General features: G+C 35.4%; 20 protein-coding genes. 14 read left to right on the forward strand and 6 right to left on the reverse strand.

Features of this window, described 5'->3' with window-relative positions:
* The 14 genes from HM990_RS00510 (at nucleotide 1) to HM990_RS00575 (ending at nucleotide 12,905) form a co-directional block, all read left to right on the forward strand.
* Complete coding sequence (locus HM990_RS00510; protein WP_178987081.1) at nucleotides 1-1,419, forward strand: hypothetical protein; 1,419 nt, start codon at nucleotides 1-3, stop codon at nucleotides 1,417-1,419.
* A gap of 1 nt (nucleotide 1,420) precedes the next feature.
* Nucleotides 1,421-2,332: a hypothetical protein gene (locus HM990_RS00515; protein ID WP_178987082.1), complete on the forward strand. Its 912-nt coding sequence runs from the start codon at nucleotides 1,421-1,423 to the stop codon at nucleotides 2,330-2,332.
* Nucleotides 2,325-3,116 carry a UPF0489 family protein gene (locus tag HM990_RS00520; RefSeq protein WP_047550380.1) on the forward strand — a complete coding sequence of 264 codons (792 nt, stop codon included), beginning with the start codon at nucleotides 2,325-2,327 and terminating at the stop codon, nucleotides 3,114-3,116. The genes HM990_RS00515 and HM990_RS00520 overlap by 8 nt, the downstream gene beginning before the upstream one ends.
* A gap of 192 nt (nucleotides 3,117-3,308) precedes the next feature.
* Nucleotides 3,309-4,085 carry a helix-turn-helix domain-containing protein gene (locus tag HM990_RS00525; protein ID WP_178987083.1) on the forward strand — a complete coding sequence of 259 codons (777 nt, stop codon included), beginning with the start codon at nucleotides 3,309-3,311 and terminating at the stop codon, nucleotides 4,083-4,085.
* Nucleotides 4,086-4,172: 87 nt separating this feature from the next.
* Entirely contained in the window at nucleotides 4,173-4,598 is a 426-nt protein-coding gene (locus HM990_RS00530) for a VOC family protein (RefSeq protein ID WP_178987084.1), read from the forward strand.
* Nucleotides 4,599-4,607: 9 nt separating this feature from the next.
* Complete coding sequence (locus HM990_RS00535) at nucleotides 4,608-5,255, forward strand: DNA alkylation repair protein (protein ID WP_178987085.1); 648 nt, start codon at nucleotides 4,608-4,610, stop codon at nucleotides 5,253-5,255.
* 623 nt (nucleotides 5,256-5,878) lie between these two features.
* Nucleotides 5,879-6,040 (forward strand): hypothetical protein, encoded by a 162-nt coding sequence (locus tag HM990_RS00540; protein ID WP_178987086.1) that lies wholly within the window; start codon nucleotides 5,879-5,881, stop codon nucleotides 6,038-6,040.
* A 793-nt stretch (nucleotides 6,041-6,833) separates the two neighbouring features.
* Entirely contained in the window at nucleotides 6,834-7,178 is a 345-nt protein-coding gene (locus tag HM990_RS00545) for a single-stranded DNA-binding protein (protein WP_121666352.1), read from the forward strand.
* Nucleotides 7,179-7,257: 79 nt separating this feature from the next.
* Nucleotides 7,258-7,638, forward strand: a complete 381-nt coding sequence (locus HM990_RS00550; RefSeq protein WP_178987087.1) for a DUF6876 family protein — start codon at nucleotides 7,258-7,260, stop codon at nucleotides 7,636-7,638.
* A gap of 12 nt (nucleotides 7,639-7,650) precedes the next feature.
* Nucleotides 7,651-7,848 carry a hypothetical protein gene (locus tag HM990_RS00555; RefSeq protein ID WP_178987088.1) on the forward strand — a complete coding sequence of 66 codons (198 nt, stop codon included), beginning with the start codon at nucleotides 7,651-7,653 and terminating at the stop codon, nucleotides 7,846-7,848.
* 442 nt (nucleotides 7,849-8,290) lie between these two features.
* Nucleotides 8,291-8,671: a BfmA/BtgA family mobilization protein gene (locus tag HM990_RS00560; protein ID WP_026753652.1), complete on the forward strand. Its 381-nt coding sequence runs from the start codon at nucleotides 8,291-8,293 to the stop codon at nucleotides 8,669-8,671.
* 11 nt (nucleotides 8,672-8,682) lie between these two features.
* Nucleotides 8,683-9,714: a MobB family relaxase gene (mobB, locus tag HM990_RS00565; protein WP_178987089.1), complete on the forward strand. Its 1,032-nt coding sequence runs from the start codon at nucleotides 8,683-8,685 to the stop codon at nucleotides 9,712-9,714.
* Nucleotides 9,715-9,717: 3 nt separating this feature from the next.
* Nucleotides 9,718-11,298 (forward strand): type IV secretory system conjugative DNA transfer family protein, encoded by a 1,581-nt coding sequence (locus tag HM990_RS00570; RefSeq protein WP_178987090.1) that lies wholly within the window; start codon nucleotides 9,718-9,720, stop codon nucleotides 11,296-11,298.
* 113 nt (nucleotides 11,299-11,411) lie between these two features.
* The gene (locus HM990_RS00575; RefSeq protein WP_047550405.1) at nucleotides 11,412-12,905 is read left to right on the forward strand and encodes a PDDEXK family nuclease; all 1,494 of its coding nucleotides are present in this window, start codon (nucleotides 11,412-11,414) and stop codon (nucleotides 12,903-12,905) included.
* 157 nt (nucleotides 12,906-13,062) lie between these two features.
* Here the strand turns inward: HM990_RS00575 and HM990_RS00580 are convergent, their stop codons facing one another.
* From HM990_RS00580 to HM990_RS00605, 6 genes are all read right to left on the reverse strand, one after another.
* A complete protein-coding gene (locus tag HM990_RS00580) occupies nucleotides 13,063-13,740 on the reverse strand; it encodes a DNA-methyltransferase (protein ID WP_178987091.1) in 678 nt (225 codons plus the stop codon).
* A gap of 103 nt (nucleotides 13,741-13,843) precedes the next feature.
* Complete coding sequence (locus HM990_RS00585) at nucleotides 13,844-14,206, reverse strand: hypothetical protein (RefSeq protein WP_047550408.1); 363 nt, start codon at nucleotides 14,204-14,206, stop codon at nucleotides 13,844-13,846.
* Nucleotides 14,207-14,212: 6 nt separating this feature from the next.
* A complete protein-coding gene (locus tag HM990_RS00590) occupies nucleotides 14,213-15,052 on the reverse strand; it encodes a DUF4138 domain-containing protein (protein WP_178987092.1) in 840 nt (279 codons plus the stop codon).
* 31 nt (nucleotides 15,053-15,083) lie between these two features.
* A complete protein-coding gene (gene traM, locus HM990_RS00595; RefSeq protein ID WP_178987093.1) occupies nucleotides 15,084-16,013 on the reverse strand; it encodes a conjugative transposon protein TraM in 930 nt (309 codons plus the stop codon).
* Nucleotides 16,003-16,617, reverse strand: a complete 615-nt coding sequence (locus HM990_RS00600; protein WP_178987094.1) for a conjugal transfer protein TraK — start codon at nucleotides 16,615-16,617, stop codon at nucleotides 16,003-16,005. Before HM990_RS00600 ends, traM begins: the two co-directional genes overlap by 11 nt.
* 12 nt (nucleotides 16,618-16,629) lie before the next feature.
* Complete coding sequence (locus HM990_RS00605) at nucleotides 16,630-17,472, reverse strand: hypothetical protein (protein ID WP_178987095.1); 843 nt, start codon at nucleotides 17,470-17,472, stop codon at nucleotides 16,630-16,632.

Below are 17,472 nucleotides of genomic sequence, written 5' to 3' on the forward strand. Positions count from 1 at the left end.
ATGGAATTAAAGTATATTATAGAAATCTGTGTCGCTATCGACATCGCAATTTTGGGTATAGCATATCCTATTATCGTGGATAAAATATCCAATATAGGCCACAAGTTTTCATCAAACTATTTGGCCAATGCTTTTGAAAATGAATTTCCGCAGACAAAACTTTTTGGTGTTTTTCCGGGAAGGTCAAGAAGAATAACAGTATTTGAATGGGTTTTGTTCTTTACAATCGGCTCTTTTATATTCTTAATATTAGACCGTGAACCTCTTTTTTGGAAAGATAATTGGATAATGCAAAACTCAGCAAAACTTCTAACGCTATTCTTAACAGTATCATTGGTTGTCATTTTTATTATTTGGTTAGATAAGGTTTCACTGTACAATGGCAAGTCTACACGTTTGCTTACCTATATAATTTCCGAATACCGAAAGCTAAAAAAAGACCAAGATGATAAATACCATTTCAAAATTATCAATGAACTGGCAATATTTGCCATTAGAACACAGGATAAAGGTTTAGAAGAAACATTGGTTGACTTCTACACGGAAGAATTCAATAATTACCGTTCGAACTTTATACGACCCAGAGAAGCAGAAAAACCTGATGGGTTTGAAAATTTTAAAGTTGAGTTTAATCACGAATTCCATTATGGTATCAGGGAAATCATTAGAGAAGTTGCTAAAGGTAGAAATAAAGACTTGCAAAGTCTCGAATATTTTGTTGTAAGTGGCGTATGGTTGATGGGACAGGGCATATTTGAAACACCCATCTCAAATGACACCTATAAAGAACTTTGGAGGAATGTTGTACTCATATCAAACAATCCCAAATTTGTAGGTAACTATTGGAGTACGGCACATCAATATTTTAGTTTTGGATTGCAACAAGTCTATGGCACAGATTACAATTTTGAGACTAAAAAATACGATAATCAGTCATTAATAGATAAAAGAGACAGCGAAAGAAAACGTTTTTTTGAGTTTCACTTGGCATTGGGAGGCCTATTGATATACCAGAAAAACTATGAAGCCCTTAAAAAATTATTTACATACACACAAAACCAGCCACCTAAATATGTTCTGCTGCCAAATAATATGACTGAGATTTTTACGTGGTTCAGTAGTTTTAAAGATGAGTTTGGCAGAGGTTATTACCCTATTGATTTATCATACCCTTTTCCAGGATTGGATAATTTAGGAAACAGAAGGCGTGTTACATTCTACATCTGTCAGTATTTGACGTTGCTTTTTCTAAGACAGTTTAAACTGCCAGAACACAATACCTACGACAATTTTACAGGACAACCTACATTACCTCAAGCCGAAGTGTTAGAATTACTACGTTGGCAAGAGTCCATAAACTATTTCAGGTTTTGTTTAAAAAAGGTGTTGAAAGATAAAAATCTCTTAAATACTATATGATATGAAAAAGAAGGAGATAAAGAAGCTAAAAAAGAAGTCATCAAAATTTATTGATGTTCTCGAATCATCAATTGAAGAGGCTATTGAGGATGCAAGATTAAATGCGGATATTGACTACGAAAAAGAATGGGAATTTTATGAAAAATCTAAAGGTGCAATAGCTGGAGCATTAGAAAAGTTTGATAGTATTCAAAATTCAGAGAAGGATTTTGAAGGAGAGCCTACTATTTCCTTCGGTGTAAACGGTACAATGAATTTATTTCAAAAATCTGCATTTACAACTGGAGATATTCCACATCTAAATGCAGACACGATATTATCCCAGCAGATAGTTTACCAGAACATCAATTATTATATTCCCAACGCATTTTTATCAGCTCGGAAAAAGAGGTATCTTCTTCGTAAAGAAGATTTAGTAAAAGGGATAGAAAAATTGGGTTTTGATACGGACACAGATATTATGGTAGCAATGAATCTTAATGTTTATGGAATTGATGACTTCCAGAAGATTGAGGAATATATTACCAGAGTACCATCTACAGGGCTCAAAAATGTACTGTTTGTTTTGCCAAAAGCCGATTTGCCTATCTTAAAACATAAAGAACTTGAGGTTAGTGAACAGCAAGAACATCAATTGGGCATATTAGATGATGATAGAAAAATCTACGGTTCTTTAATCGACCTAACACAAGATGCCAATGCGAATCAAAGAGAAAAATGGAAAAATTCAAACATTGATTTTGCGACCGATTTAAAAGTACAGTTAACTATAGCTTTTATTACTGAAGTTGTTTGGAAAGCCAATGCTAATGTAGTTCAAATTAATATTGAAACTTCATTAAAGGAACAGGGCATCGTAAATGAGCTGTCTGATATAGAGAAGTTGGTGCCAAAAAAGGAAACCAATGATTGAGTTCAGAAACCCTCATCATATAGAACCACCAGGCGTTTTGAGACAAATTCTGTCTCATCCCGCAAATGACACAGAAGTTATTGAACTTGCAGTTTTTCAAGAACATCGTTACGCATTTTTCTATTGGAACAAATGGATGCAAGACAATAAACCTAAGAATCCACCTTGTTTGGTTTCATTGGATTGGCATCAGGATTTATGCTATCCGTGTGAAACAGAAAGAGAATGGTTAGATAAATTAGATTTAACGAGTGATGCAGAAGTGTCTTTATTTTCTTGGGCAAAACTTGCGGGCAATAATGATGGCCATATATTATGTGCGGCATATCTTAACTTGATTGGCGATATTTATGTGCATTGTAGACAAGAAATGGGTCGAAATACTTGGCAAGATGAAGAATTGACAGATACCTATGGCAACAAGCACACCATCAAAAAATTCAAAACTTATGAAGCATTACAAGAAGCACTGTTGACGTCGTCAGAGACGTCCGTGTTTTTTGATATTGATTTGGATTTCTTTTCTGTAAAGAACGGTCTAAGTGATGGCTCGTTTGAATTCACTTATCTGCAAGAACAAGAAATACGCGCAATGTTAGATAAAGACCATCCGTTAATCAGTTGGATTTTTGAGCGGATAAAAGGGTTTACTATTGCAACAGAACCAGAACATTGCGGTGGGCTTTTAAAAAGCAACAAATTTCTTGACCTAATTAGTGACATTTATTTCAACCCAGAGTTGTTTGCCCAAAAATGTAATTGGAAATGGAAACCAAAATATTGATGATGAATTGAATCGATATTAATACTGCTATTCCTTTAGCCAAAATTGTGAATTAAGTCCGCTTTCTTGAATTTGAATAAAAAACCTTTTAAGAGTAATTCATATTCGATTGCTGGGATAACATTATATTTATATATTAAGTTGGCAACAAGCTAAAGAAACATCGAGAATAAAAACAACATTTAGGACAAATTGAAAGTTAAAAATCAAATACCCAACGAAAAAATATCTGACTTTGTTCAGAATATATTGGTTATTGAGAACTTTCAAGTTACCAATCCATTCGTTTTGCCATTGTACGCTAATGGTTCGCCAACGCTACTGTTCCAAACTGCAAAAGGGGAAATAAAAGGAAATTCAAACAATTTGACATTATTTGGGCAAACAGTATTTCCAGAAACATTAAAAATAAAAGAAAACTTCACTTTAATAGCATATTTTTTCAAACCATTTGCTCTATCTACGCTATTTGGTTTTTCCGCACAAGAATTGACAGATAATCCAATAGATATAAATTTATTAGAATCATCTAAAACATTAGAATTGCAAGAAAGACTGTTGAATTCCGATTCAATAAATGAAATGATAAACTTGATTGACAACTACATTTTTAGTTTAGTAAAAAAAGTAAAATCAAACATTGATTTAATAAAATTTGCTACAACCGAAATTTCAAAAAATCCTGACAATAAAATCCTAAATAAAGTACAAAATGAACTTCATTTGACCGAAAGAACATTTCAAAGAATGTTCAAGAAAGATATTGGGATTTCACCAAATCAATTTCGTAGAATTGGTCAGTTTAGTTCTGCATTTAAACAATTACAACAAAAAGAATTTGAGAATTTGTTTGATATTGCGTTTGACAATGGCTATTCAGACCAAAGCCACTTTACACGCTCATTTAAAGAGTTTACCGACATCACACCAAAAGACTATTTGAAATTTGGCAATCTATCGGACGATTGATTTTGTCGGTTATGTTCTATTTTAAAGATTTAGCTCGTTCTATTTTTGTGCTGTAATTAAATGTTTAATCATTAAAAAAACAAAAAAATGGAAAATCAAATTTATCCTTGTCTTTGGTTTGACGGACAAGCACAAGAAGCATCAAAATTTTATTGCTCAATCTTTAAGAATTCAAAAATTATCGCAGACAATCAAATGGTTATTACATTTGAACTAAATGGCAAAAAATTTATGGGTTTAAATGGCGGGCCAGAATTTAAGTTTAATGAAGCAGTTTCATTTGTAATTGACTGCGAAACTCAAGAAGAAATCGACCACTTTTGGAAACATCTAACTTCAGATGGCGGAAAAGAAGGAAATTGTGGTTGGTTAAAAGACAAGTTTGGAGTTTCGTGGCAAGTTGTACCAACAATTTTGCCAAAACTTTTAAGTAATCCCGACAAAGCGAAAAATGTAATGGACGCTTATATGAAAATGAAAAAGTTCGATATTAAGAAACTGAAAAATGCGTAATTGTTAACTATGAAAGCTAAAGAATTTATTGAAACTTTAAAATTAATCGGTCAAGATTTTTTGGGAGAAATTCCGAAAAGAGAGATATTTTCTTTAGCTAAAGCATATCAGCAAATGCCAGTATTTGAGGTTGTAAACTTGCTCAAAGATAAAGATGATAATCATCGACTTGGAGCAGTATCAATTTTAGATTGGAAAGCACGAAATAAGAAAACTTCTAAAGAAGAACGGAAAGAGATTTTCAAAGCATATATTGAAAATCATAATTGGATTGATAATTGGGGTTTGGTAGATAGAAGTGCACCTTATGTTGTTGGAGGTTATTTGCACAATAAAGACAAAAAACCATTGTACGATTTGGCAAAATCTAAAAATCCAATGGAACGAAGAACTGCAATTGTATGCACTTACTATTTTATAAGAAAAAACGAAATAGAAGACACATTTAAAATTGCGGAAATCCTTGTAAACGACAAAGATGAATATGTCCAAAAGGCTGTTGGGAGTTGGGTTAGAGAAGCAGGAAAGAAAAATGAAAAGAAATTAAAGAACTTTCTTGATAAACACGCTACCGAAATGCCAAGAGTTATGCTTCGATACGCAATCGAAAAATTTGTCAAGGAAACGAGAGAATATTACTTGAATTTAAAAAACTGAACGGAAAAAGCCAGTGGCTAACATCTGATATGAGTAACTGATTCTGTATTAATCCCATTCAGCCCATTTCCCTGCATTCCGCAAAAAGCTTCATTTCGGTAAATACGCTTCATTAAACAGGTCTTGGACACAACTTCAAATCTTCCGATTTCCATTGCGCTAAACCTGCCATAAAAATGGCAGAATCGCTTCATTCCCAATCTACATCTTTAAAGTCAAGTCCGCTTTAAGCCCTACTAAATAAGGATAATTTGTTTTCATAATCCAGTAAGCCCATTCCCCTGCATTTCGCGAAAAGCTACATTCCGAGAAAAGAGCTTCTCTGGACAGGTCTTGGACATAATTCCCAATTTCGACTTTCCATTACGTTTACCCGATCCGCTGCGCTAGAACGGGACGCTTCATTCCCTAGCCAAAATCGTGAATTAAGTCCGCTTTAAAAAGGAAGTTAATTATCATACAATATACACGCAAGGTAAACTCGTAAAATACTTCCATCAAAAGACTACGGTATAAAGCCATCGCTTCTTCCATCACTTATTTATTCCGTTTCCTTTTGAGCTGTGATTTTAGCTTCCGTTTGGTTTCTGCTCAAATATTGTTTAACCAAAAAATTTAACATTATGAAAAATACAGTTGTAAAATCCGACATTTCATTGCAAGAAGCAGAAGAACATTATCAATTAAGTAGTGAAAATTATGATGTCGATAGTGGCGAAAGTCATTTAGCGTACTACAGAGAAAAGCATCCCTTTTACTACCAGATATTATTAAATAATGTTTAATCTAAAAATCAGAAAGAACTTTTTGTAGAGTGAGTTAACTACTCACCAAAGTAATATTAACCTTTTATTGAATACGAATTTCATAACCCGTTCAGCACATTCCCCTGCATTCCACGCTCGCCTGCTGAAAAAGCAGGCAAGCACTTCATTCCGTGAAAAGAGCTTCACTACTTATATCTTGGACACAATCCCCAATTTCAGCTTTCCATTCCGCTAACCCTTCCCGCTGCACTGGGAAGGAACACTACATTCCAGAGCCAAAATTGTGAATTAAGTCCGCTTTTTTAATCGGAATGCCATCGGCTTGATTTTCTTGACAGGATTTTCGGCGCGGTCTTCTTGAGCCCTCACTCGAAAATCCTTGAAAATCAAACCGCTGTCTTACACATTTTAAGGGGTTTATAATGGATAAAGCCTTTGTTGTTTTTCGGGGCGTCGAAAAACAGGCACGACATAACCAATTCTAATATAAACACAGCTGCTTATCTCGCTTAACTGTCAGTACGCTCAAACGCAACTGCGTTTAAAAGAATTGCTAATGTCCTTATGGAACTTGTCAAGACTATACAAGTTTTAGTGAAAAATAAGGTTTCTACTTCCTTGAAAATCCAAGGATTTTACTACGTCGCAAACACACCTGATTTATTCCCGAAAAGTCTTGACAAAACCCACTCTATCCATTGTGCGGTGCACAGAAGAAAAGAACAAACACCCCTTAAAATTTAATCTGTTTTAAATCAAAGAGGGGAAATATAAACCAGTCTGTAACAAAGCAGACACAAATCTTTTTATTATGAGTACTATTAGAAATCACGTACAGTTAATTGGAAACGTTGGACAAGAGCCAACCATTACGAACCTTGAAAGCGGTAAGAAAGTAGCCCGATTTTCATTAGCAACAAATGAGTATTACAAAGACAGCAAAGGCGAAAAGCAAACGGACACCAACTGGCATACCGTAGTAGCTTGGGGCAAGACTGCTGAAATTGTTGAGAAATTTGTTGAAAAAGGCAAAGAAGTTGGAATATCGGGAAAACTTAAAACTCGAAGCTATACAACTGATGATAACGAACAACGCTATGTAACCGAAGTTATAGCTGATGAAATCCTATTACTTGGAAGCAAAAGTGACAAGTAATCTTCAAAATTAAAGAGGGCGTAACCGTCGAAAGATGCGCCCTCTTTTTTCATTATCCATTAATTAAAATTAGATAACAATGAAAGCACAAGTTAACGAAATAAAAGAGCGATTGCAATATTTTACGGGAACAGAAATGTTCTATTCTTTACCGCTCATACGAACAAGATTTACAGACGGATTAAAATATTTGTCAGAAGTAGCAGAATGTTTTTGGCTCATTACGGACACGTCCGTAATCGCAAAAAGTCTGATGAACCGAAGCGAATTTGTAACCATAGATTTTAAAAGATTGCCCAAAGCAAAACAGGATTATTCTGGTTATGAAGCCGAGATAATTTACAGCGATGGCAACGACAATATTTTGGAAAAACACGGTTACAGGGCAACCGATTTTCCACTCGATGAACTGCGGTTATTTTTTGTAAATGATACGCTGATGTTACCGAGCGAATATTAAAAATCGGACGTTATGATATATCTAAATTTTACCGATTTGAACGAGGAAACACAAGAGCGATTAATTGCCAATTCCAAAGAAGAAGTAAAGGAAAAGTATGGCAAGGATATAATGGATTATGCCACAAAGCATAATACCAATTTGGATAAGATGCTTGATGAAGAAGCACTTCGGAATTTATATTCGTATAAATACATTTTCAACGTATAAATTTTATGAAATTAAAAGCAAGCACCTCTAAAATTTAGAGGTGTTTTTGTATGCGATTAGTATATAATCAATAAAAAAACGTATCTTTATTTCGCTGAAATTCAGCATTCAAATTTAAGTAGGGTTATCCACTTTTCGACTTTCGCCGATAACCGTACACATCGAAAAACAACATATCGGAAAATCATTTTCCCTGAAAATGGCAATCGGCTTTTTAGCCGGATTGTATGGATTTTTGTCACGCTTGCGCGTGACGAAAAGGAATAGCAAGAGGGTAACGGGCTGCGCCGCGTTACATATTCCATTTTCATTTTAATCTATTGATTTTTAAGTACTTAAAAATAAAGTAGATATAAAAAATCCATCGATTTGCGTCAAATGGTCTTGAAACACCAGTAAACAGGGATGGATTTACGTCAAATCTTTAAAAAAGCGAAAGGAAATGGATTCATTCATCACTATCAGGTTCAAACGGAAAACTGCCAAAAGGTTTCAGGAATTTTCCAAGAAGCACTTCAAAACGCACACGGAAGCGATGGAAAATATCCTTGATTTTTTCCTTTACAATGAGATATCGCCAAAGGAAAAATTGGGACCAACCGGACGTACCATCGAAGCTAAGTTACTCAAAAGAATCAATGCCGTTATCGCCATAATGCGAGATGTGGAAAAGACACAAACCAAACCTACGGTCGCAATGTTGCAATCCCTTTTTGTAATGGACGAACCCAAAAAGAAACCGCTCATTTTGGAAAAAAAATATGCTGAAGAAAAGAAAGAAGTACGCTTTCGCGAAAAGCGAAACACCAACAATGAACTTTAAAAATTTAGCTTATGTACATCACAATCACACCTCAAAAAATGGGCGGTAACTTTTCCAAAAGCTCAGCAGATTTTGTTGGCTATTTAGAGAAGGAAAACCAAGGATTGGAACAACACGAAATGGAACATTTTTTCAATCAATATGGCGATGAGATTTCCGCTGAAGAAGTAGTCAGAGAAATAGATGGAAATACCGCAAAATTGGAAAAACACGAACCAAGATTCTATTCAATTACCGTGAGTCCTTCAAAATATGAACTGCGAAAACTTCAGAACAGTAGCGAAGATTTAAAAAGATATACTCGCGAGCTGATGAAGGATTATGTGGCTTCATTTAACAGAGAAATTAAAGGGCGACCTGTCAGTATCGACGACATAAAATATTATGCTAAAGTCGAACACCAACGCACATTTAAGGGGACGGATTTTCAGATTAAAGAGAACCAACCCTTTGCCACAAAAATACTTCAGCTAAAAACTGAAATCCGAAATGTGCAAGAAGGGCGAGCTGAAGGGAACATTAAAAGAATGAAAAAGGAAATCGCCAAACTGGAACGCCAAGCACCACACAAACAAAATGGAAAACGGATTGTCCAGGGAATGGCAAAAGATGGAAACCAAAGTCACATCCATATCATTGTGAGCCGTAAGGATGCGTCCAACAGATTCAGTTTGTCACCCGGAAGCAAATACAAAGCTTCCGATGTGAAATTGAATGGGGAAACCGTAAAACGTGGTTTTGACAGAGATAATTTTTTTGAGAAAGCTGAAAAGACGTTTGACAAGACTTTTGGCTACAAACGTAACTTTGCCGAGACCTATAAAGCCCGAAAGGATTTTGTAAAGAATCCCAATCTCTATTTCGCTGCCTTGATGAAATTACCTGCAAATGAAAAGGCTTTGGCGTTTAAAATGATAACAAAAACAGGTCTGCCAATAGTGCCAAGTATTCCAGTTAGTCAAACACAAATCGCACTTCGGATTTTCAAACGGTTAAGACGTGGTGCAGAAGTGGCCATCAAATCAAGTTCCATAGGAATTTAGCGTATGGAAATAGACAATCTCATAACAGTACTTTCAATTATTGGTGTGGCCAGTACTGTTTTCTATGCGATATTTAGAGTGAGCAAGTATGCACTTTTCTTGAATTTCATAATGCTTTCTTGCTTGGTTTTCTATTTAACCGAGCAGAACGAATTAGTATCGATACTGCTTTATCTGGTCTGCCCGCTAATGCTAATTAATATAGGGTTGTATGTTTTTATTCATAAAGCTGAAAATGTGCATAATGGCGATAGAAAGTATCAGGTCAATTTTACCACGACCAAAGGAAACTTCAAATTAGATAATATTAAACGTGGGGCATCTATAATTGGTTCTGCAGGAAGTGGTAAGACTGAAAGTGTGGTGTATGGATTTCTCAAACATTTCCGGAAAGAGCACTTCTGTGGAATTATCCACGATTACAAGGATTTTGAACTTACCGAAATGGCTTATCCGCTTTTCAAGGATAGCGATATTCCGTTTAAGGTCATTTCCTTCGATAAAATTATTCATAGAGTAAATCCTATCGCACCACGATATTTAGAGAATGAGGAAAGCGTAAACGAGGTTTCACGGGTATTGATTGAGAATCTATTAGAGCAAAGAGAAAGCGGAACAACTGGCACGACAAAATTCTTTAACGATGCTGCGGAAGGGTTGATTGGTGGATTGATTTGGAAATTGAAAACCGATTATCCCAAATATTGTACGCTACCACATTTGATTGCCATCTATCAAATGCTCGATACCGATAGCCTTATCCAATTTTTGGAAACCAACACCACGTCAAGAGCGATGGCAGATGCTTTTATAAGTGGGAAGGATTCGGATAGGCAAACCGCTGGCGTAAAAAGTACCCTGGCCAATGCCCTCAAACGAATTAGTACACAGCGCATTTTTATGGCATTGTCTGCGGAAGAAGTTCACTTAAATATCAATCACATAGATAACCCAGCTGTGATTTCGATAGTGAACAATCCCAAATTCGAAACATCCTATTCGCCTGTTATCGCCACAATTATACACACCATTACCAAGCAAATGAGTGTGCGAAATTCCAAACCTTCATTTTTGTTGATGGAAGAAGCACCTACGATTCGTTTATTGAATATGCACCGTATTCCGGCAACACTTAGAAGTTACGATATTGCCACCATATATGTGATGCAGGATAAGATACAGAATGATATGATGTATGGCGATAAGGCAAGCAAAGCGATTTTGAGCAATCTATCCTACCAATTTTTCGGCAAGGTCAACGACCCAGATACTGCAAAATATTACGAGCGCTTTTTTGAAATTATCAAAGATCCCACGAAAAGCATAAGTCGAGGTCACAATTTGGATTTCGATACAAGAATTACTACTGGCGAAAAGGAAATTCCGAAGATTAGAGCAGATGTCTTTTTCCGATTGAAACAAGGCGAGTTTATCACTTATGCGGACGGCAAAGATAAAAAGGTGCAGTTTAGATTGTCTAAGATTCAACGACAGCTTCCAGAAGAATCAAGACAATATTCTCAGGCAGATTTAGCGGCTAATTTTGAAAAAATTTATAGAGATGTAAAATCTATATTTAACTAATTTAAAGAGTGATGCTATATTTAAAAATTATGATTTCGCTATTTTTGACAGGATAACAGTATATTTATGACTGGTAAAATAAGTTTTAAATTGTACTTATTTTAATGCTTTAAATGAAAATAGAGAACGCTGAAGAAATACAAGAACTAAAAGCAATTGTTGAAAAATTATGTAAAAAACATCATTTAATCATACAAATCGCCGAGGATAATTATTTTAAGATATTTACGGACCAATCCTCTGGTATTACACTTTTTCTTCAGTTAGATGAGAACCAAAATTTATCATTTTACTTTCTTCAGAGAACATACGATGTGTTTTATACTGGTGATAGGTCTGATGCGCACGTAGTTCTAAGTTTGATGTTTACAGCTTTCTTGAGGTTCTACAAGTCAGGAATTTCTTGTGAGCAATTTGATATTGCCCATCCTGCCGTTCAAGATGAAATATGGGGAAGGTATTTGGTGCCTATTCAAGTCCCAATTTTACACGGAATATCGACTGCTAAACAACTTATTGAAGTTGTCACGGAAATTATAGAAATGGTTGCATTTTGGCGAGAAAGCTTATGGTATTTTACTGGCTGCCCTTGTGATAAATGTATGAAAAATGAGAATATTGATAATTCAAATTACAAGTATTCACTTGAGGATATCGAAGATTTGTTCTCAGATTTGCATAGCATATCCAGCCGTAATAATTATGGGGACCGTGAACGACCTGAATGGGTGTATTTCTATGACATAGAAGAGGAAGTTACTATGATAAAATCAAGTAGCCTAGCAAAATTTCTCAAGGCAACATTGCAGTTGTGTACAGATAAAACTGAACAGTTGAAAGGACAGAATGGGACATTCGTTCTAAGCGACAATATAAAAAATTTTGTTCACGATGATACCAACTCTGAAATGGATGAGTACTTTAAAAAAGTAAATACAAACGGTAAATTAAAAGGATATCCAGTTATTCCAATGGAAAATATGATTGTAACCGTTATGGATGATTACATCATTGCCTTAGGTAGAATATGTGGATTTGAAGAATATAAAAAAGAAAGGGAAATCATCAGAAAGCGGCATAATAGAGAGTCAGAACTTCTATTCCCGATTCCACAGTTCAAATGGAAAGAAAAGGTCTGTCCAGACCAATTTGAATTATTAGTTAAAGCACTATTGGAACGTGAACCAAATGTAAAAAGTGTAAGAAGACCGGCACCCATAAATCAAGGTGATAAGGGTAGAGATTTAATTATTGAGTGGAATGTAATAAATGAATATATGTCCGATACCGCACCGCCAAGAATATTGATTAAAGTTGTAGGGCAGTGCAAATCTGGAACATCTACAATTGGAAAAGGCAAGGTTCTGGACATTAGAGATACGGTAGAGACTCACGATTCTCAAGGATTTTTTTTGGCAGTTAATACTCAAGTTTCTGCACCATTAACCGAAAAACTTGAATCACTAAAGTCAAAAGGCTTATGGGTCTCTTGGTGGAATAGGGATGATATTGAGATGCGCCTTTCTAAAAACCAAGATTTAATTCCCAATTTTCCAAAAGTTATAACATCCAGGGACAAAATAAAATTTGTAGACAAAGAAGATTAGTTATAACATAACTGTCCTCACAATCTTAAGAACAGTCTTTGTTTAGAATTTTTAATCTTAGGTGGTCAAATAGGTGGTGTAATAGGTGGTGTAATAGGTGGTGAAAAAAGTGATTTAATTGATTCGATTGAATAAAATTTCAAACTAAAACGCGCTATTATAAGTAATTATCCATCCCAAATAATCTTGGTGAAGCACTTGCCAAGTTTTTTCGGCCATTGTTACAATAGTCAGCTTCAATCTCAAAAACAATACAATTCCTATTGGTCTGTTTACTGGCAATGGCTGTTGAGCAACTTCCGCCAAAGGTATCTAAGACTAAATCCCCAGGTGTTGTACTTTTTTCAATTAAGTAACTAATTAGCTCTGCCGGTTTTTCTGTAGGATGGTTATTGTTTTTGGTTTTAGCAGATTTTAAAATATTACAATCGCGTTTACCATTCAATTTTTTACTTCCGTTACTGCAAAAAATAATCATTTCATACTTTGGTGCATAGTCGCCTTTTAGGTCACCAGTTCCGTGATTTTCCTTTTCCCATATTAGGATGTTTTTTATTCTAAATTCTTTATCAAGAAAAAACTTGAAGACTTCCACGTTATGCCAAGAGCAGAATACATAGAGATGCGCATTATTTTTACACACGCGCTTCAATTCTTTTACCCAATAATCTAACCAATCTAAGTTATCGTCGTTTGGCATTTTTTTATGCTTCTTACCTCGCTTATTACTTCTGTATTTGATGCCATAAGGTGGGTCGGTCAGTACCAAGTCTACACTACCATTAGCAACGGACTTAATACCGATATTCCAGTCTATATTTAGTATTTTTTGCATCTGTTACACAGATTGGTTTCGTTACAATTAGAGCATAGTTATAGCTATTCAGCACCAATAAAAGGCTGACATCACTTTAATAAATACAGAGAAATTAATCTATTTAAAAAGGCCCTTTTTCCCTCGGACCATTATGCGTGACCTTCCATTGGTCATCCTCTTGAACCAACTTAAAAACACCAGGTTTGCCATCATAAGATGTACTATATTTTACCCAAGTCGCTTCACCATCGACAGCTTCATCTAAGATGTCAACCTCGATTTCCTTTTCGGTGTCTGGTATCATATCTAATAACGTATTCAAACTGGCATATCCTTCTGATGTGGTATGCTTTTTTAGGGTAGATTTATCTTTTGAAAAGAAACTTTCCGCTACGATTGTTGCAGTTTCTGCGGGCGACAAATTTTTATTTCCTGAACAGGAAATGAATAGTAGTATTAACGAGCAAATGACTATTTTTTTCATAATATTCTAATTTGGATTATTAATATATCTATGTGATATTTTCAGTTCTATATTGCGTTCGCCATTTTTCTCGTTCAGTTCCAAAATTGCCCTACGGTCATTGGATAATGAAAATTTGGGCATCACATATACAAAGCGAGCCATTTCATTTTCCTTAATTTTAGACGGCAGATTATGTTTGTACATCGGTTCTTGATAGAGACGTTGCAACGATTTTCTTTTACCTTTTTGCCGAGTTTCAATCGAAAGGTTCAAGAAATTCAAATCGTAATCCAATGTAGAATTATTCTTAATTTGAATAACGAAGTAGAGTTCTTCTTTATCAAAAACAATATTCTCAATGCTCAAAATCACACCACTTTTTCGTTTTGTGAAGTAACCAAATCGTAGACCTCTTTCAAGAAGATACGAGCAGAATTTTTGGTAATAATAGGTTTTATTATCTACAAGTTCTTCAGAAGATTCAACAAGCGTCGAATCAGTTACAATCGGTTTTTCATTACCGATACTATTTGATAGCGGAATGAAATAATTGAGCTTAGAGAGCTGTTTTTTATATCTTATAATATACGAAAAAATTGAACCATTTCTATTGACTACCAGAAGATTACTTTCCTTTCCTGGCTTTGCTTGAAGAAGCCCAAAATACTGTTCTTTTTCACGATTGTATGTAAATACAAAATTATCTGAACCAGTAATACCTTGCCGTATAGGTTCTGGAAAGAATAGCGCAACGTTTTTGGTGTCGTTTGCATAAATGGTATCGAGTAATTGAGTGTTTTGTGCGTTTACTTTTGTGAAAGCTGAAGTAAACACAAGTATTATTATTACAATTGAATTTTTCATAAGAGTGCGTTTTTAAATGCCCATTATGGGCTCATAACTTTGGTTTTAAAATAAGTTTGTAATTTTTCAGAACTGTTACTTTTACGTTACGATTGCTTCGCCTAAGCACTTTTGTAACACCACCTACTTGTGGAACGGTAGGTATGTTGATGTCGCCAATAATATCGTCGAGAACTTCGGTGGTGGCTTGTGCCCTAAAATTGTTCTGTACGTAGATGCCTTCACTACCATCAGACAAATCGAAGGCTTTAAGTTTTGTAGGATGATGCTTTATGTTTTCAATTTCAATGAGCGCACGATTGGGCTGAAAACTGATGAAACCGAAAATAGGTGTGTTCTCAGGCATTTCTTTACCATTGATTGTAGCAGTTTTGGTCAGGCGCATCCGCAATCTGGTATTCGCTTTTACGACTTGGTCGCCATCTACTACTACGTATATAGTTTCATCTGTATTACCTATGATTGAAACTTCATTGGGTTTTGGCGAAGCAGCAAAGAACAATTGATGTTCTAAGCCTAATTCTTTGGCTTCAATTTTTTCTTCCCTTTTTACTTCAGCAGAATCAATTTTTGATACCATTTTGCGAACAGTTCTTCTCTGTCCCAAATTCTGGTATCGCTTTTCTGAATACTTAATCTTACCAGCTTCATATATACTATCTACGATACGCTCTTTTTCGCGTTCTGGAAGGTCTGGGTCGTAAAATCCCAAGGAATCAATCAGCTTTTCATCGTAGATGCTGGGTGCATTGTTTTCACGTACTTTTTTTAAGTCGTTGATTGCATCAAGTTTGGAATCATATTCTTTCTGGTCTTCTTCCAAATCTGGTACTAAGGTCTGTTTAAGGTTTTCGGTTTCACTTTCATCATCGCCCATAACCATTACAGAATAGGAAATGAGGAATATGAAAATCACGGCCAACACCGCTACAAATACTATTTTATTTTTTTCAATTTTCATCTGATATTTTCTTTAAGGTATTTTCGAAGTAATTGGTAATCAATAAGCCGTGTGGATTGTTCGGGAAGTTTCGGTCAACCATAATTAAGTTTCCGGTAGAAACCAATTCATAAGTGTCGATGATTGAACCTCTATTGATTTCAAAAATGGTCGTCGTGGTAAAACTGTATGAACCATTATTTTCATTTATCCGCGAATCGATACTCAATACTTTTTGAACCAATGAATACTGAAGCAATCGGTTATAAACGCCATCAGCTTTCTTCTGACGGTAAAGATTGTCCACAGAACTATTGCCTAACCAAAGTGCTTTTTCCAAATTCCTTTCATAGTTACTGGCATCGATGTTATAGAAGTAGTTGTGGAACAGTTCTAAATGTGCCAGAGCTTCCACTCTAAAATTCTCTTTTTGAGTTACGAGCTTCAGCGGAATGATGCTGCCATCGGTATTGATAGCAAAGGCACTATTGAGCGCTTTTTGATTGGTGTTGAATACCATCCAAACTGAAAATGTACTGGACAGTAACGCACAGACAACAACTGCCAAAACGATAAATCGATTCAATTTTAGGACATTGTAAATATTCTTATATGGTGTTTTCATATTTAATCTGATTTAGGCAGTAAATAATCTGAGTGTGAAGGACGTGGCACGTTTGTACAATTTGAATTTTAGGAAAACAATAAAGCCTACTGAGCCTAATTGAACCACAGGTGCAAAAAATCCACTTCCAACATCGGTGCCGAATAAATTCGTCCAAAAATTGGTGTTGATTTCTGTATAGAGCGCATTGATAAAAACGTTGACCAAAAAGAAGGCTGGTACGAGCATATAAACCGCAGCGTACAATTTGAAAAACGTATAGGCAAGTGAACGGAACTTTTCAAATACTGCCAAACTAATGACCAATGGAAAAAAAGCCTGCATTATCCCTAAAAGAAAAAAGCGTTCTGCCAAAAACAGCGGATAGATGAACAAATCCAATATCCACAGGAAAAGGCTAATGATAAAGGCAAATATTTTGAATCCATAAAGTGGTGTTACCAATGCTTCATATAATAGCGTCATAGCTGCCTTGGCTACTTCGATGATACTTACATCTTCTTCAATCGGGATGTCCTGCATTTGTAGGGGCAATAACGCAGGTGCAGTCCCTCTATATTGCCCTTCAATAGCCACTAAAATACCATCAAAAAATCCCAATATTTGAGTTGAAAATATGACTGCAATAACTATTGCAAAATTCTTGGCAAGTTCACCTGGACTTAATCCCCAAGTATATCCGTCCTTATCGGCAATGCCTTCATTGTATCTTTTAAGTATGTTGACCAGAAAAAATAGGACAGCAAGCGTTTTCATTCCGGCAATTGTATATTGCGAAAAGCTGCTGCTTTGTATAGTCTGGAACACCGTATCTATATATTCCAACCCAATCCCTAAAATTATAGTTGCTGTCAT

The organism is Winogradskyella schleiferi (genome assembly GCF_013394655.1).
GTDB classification, from domain to species: domain Bacteria; phylum Bacteroidota; class Bacteroidia; order Flavobacteriales; family Flavobacteriaceae; genus Winogradskyella; species Winogradskyella schleiferi.

Coding starts and splice junctions, on each gene's coding strand:
- HM990_RS00510 (WP_178987081.1), top strand. CDS start 1: ATGGAATTAAAGTATATTATAGAAATCTGTGTCGCTATCGACATCGCA.
- HM990_RS00515 (WP_178987082.1), top strand. CDS start 1,421: ATGAAAAAGAAGGAGATAAAGAAGCTAAAAAAGAAGTCATCAAAATTT.
- HM990_RS00520 (WP_047550380.1), top strand. CDS start 2,325: ATGATTGAGTTCAGAAACCCTCATCATATAGAACCACCAGGCGTTTTG.
- HM990_RS00530 (WP_178987084.1), top strand. CDS start 4,173: ATGGAAAATCAAATTTATCCTTGTCTTTGGTTTGACGGACAAGCACAA.
- HM990_RS00535 (WP_178987085.1), top strand. CDS start 4,608: ATGAAAGCTAAAGAATTTATTGAAACTTTAAAATTAATCGGTCAAGAT.
- HM990_RS00540 (WP_178987086.1), top strand. CDS start 5,879: ATGAAAAATACAGTTGTAAAATCCGACATTTCATTGCAAGAAGCAGAA.
- HM990_RS00545 (WP_121666352.1), top strand. CDS start 6,834: ATGAGTACTATTAGAAATCACGTACAGTTAATTGGAAACGTTGGACAA.
- HM990_RS00550 (WP_178987087.1), top strand. CDS start 7,258: ATGAAAGCACAAGTTAACGAAATAAAAGAGCGATTGCAATATTTTACG.
- HM990_RS00555 (WP_178987088.1), top strand. CDS start 7,651: ATGATATATCTAAATTTTACCGATTTGAACGAGGAAACACAAGAGCGA.
- HM990_RS00560 (WP_026753652.1), top strand. CDS start 8,291: ATGGATTCATTCATCACTATCAGGTTCAAACGGAAAACTGCCAAAAGG.
- mobB (WP_178987089.1), top strand. CDS start 8,683: ATGTACATCACAATCACACCTCAAAAAATGGGCGGTAACTTTTCCAAA.
- HM990_RS00570 (WP_178987090.1), top strand. CDS start 9,718: ATGGAAATAGACAATCTCATAACAGTACTTTCAATTATTGGTGTGGCC.
- HM990_RS00575 (WP_047550405.1), top strand. CDS start 11,412: ATGAAAATAGAGAACGCTGAAGAAATACAAGAACTAAAAGCAATTGTT.
- HM990_RS00580 (WP_178987091.1), bottom strand. CDS start 13,740: ATGCAAAAAATACTAAATATAGACTGGAATATCGGTATTAAGTCCGTT.
- HM990_RS00585 (WP_047550408.1), bottom strand. CDS start 14,206: ATGAAAAAAATAGTCATTTGCTCGTTAATACTACTATTCATTTCCTGT.
- HM990_RS00590 (WP_178987092.1), bottom strand. CDS start 15,052: ATGAAAAATTCAATTGTAATAATAATACTTGTGTTTACTTCAGCTTTC.
- traM (WP_178987093.1), bottom strand. CDS start 16,013: ATGAAAATTGAAAAAAATAAAATAGTATTTGTAGCGGTGTTGGCCGTG.
- HM990_RS00600 (WP_178987094.1), bottom strand. CDS start 16,617: ATGAAAACACCATATAAGAATATTTACAATGTCCTAAAATTGAATCGA.
- HM990_RS00605 (WP_178987095.1), bottom strand. CDS start 17,472: ATGACAGCAACTATAATTTTAGGGATTGGGTTGGAATATATAGATACG.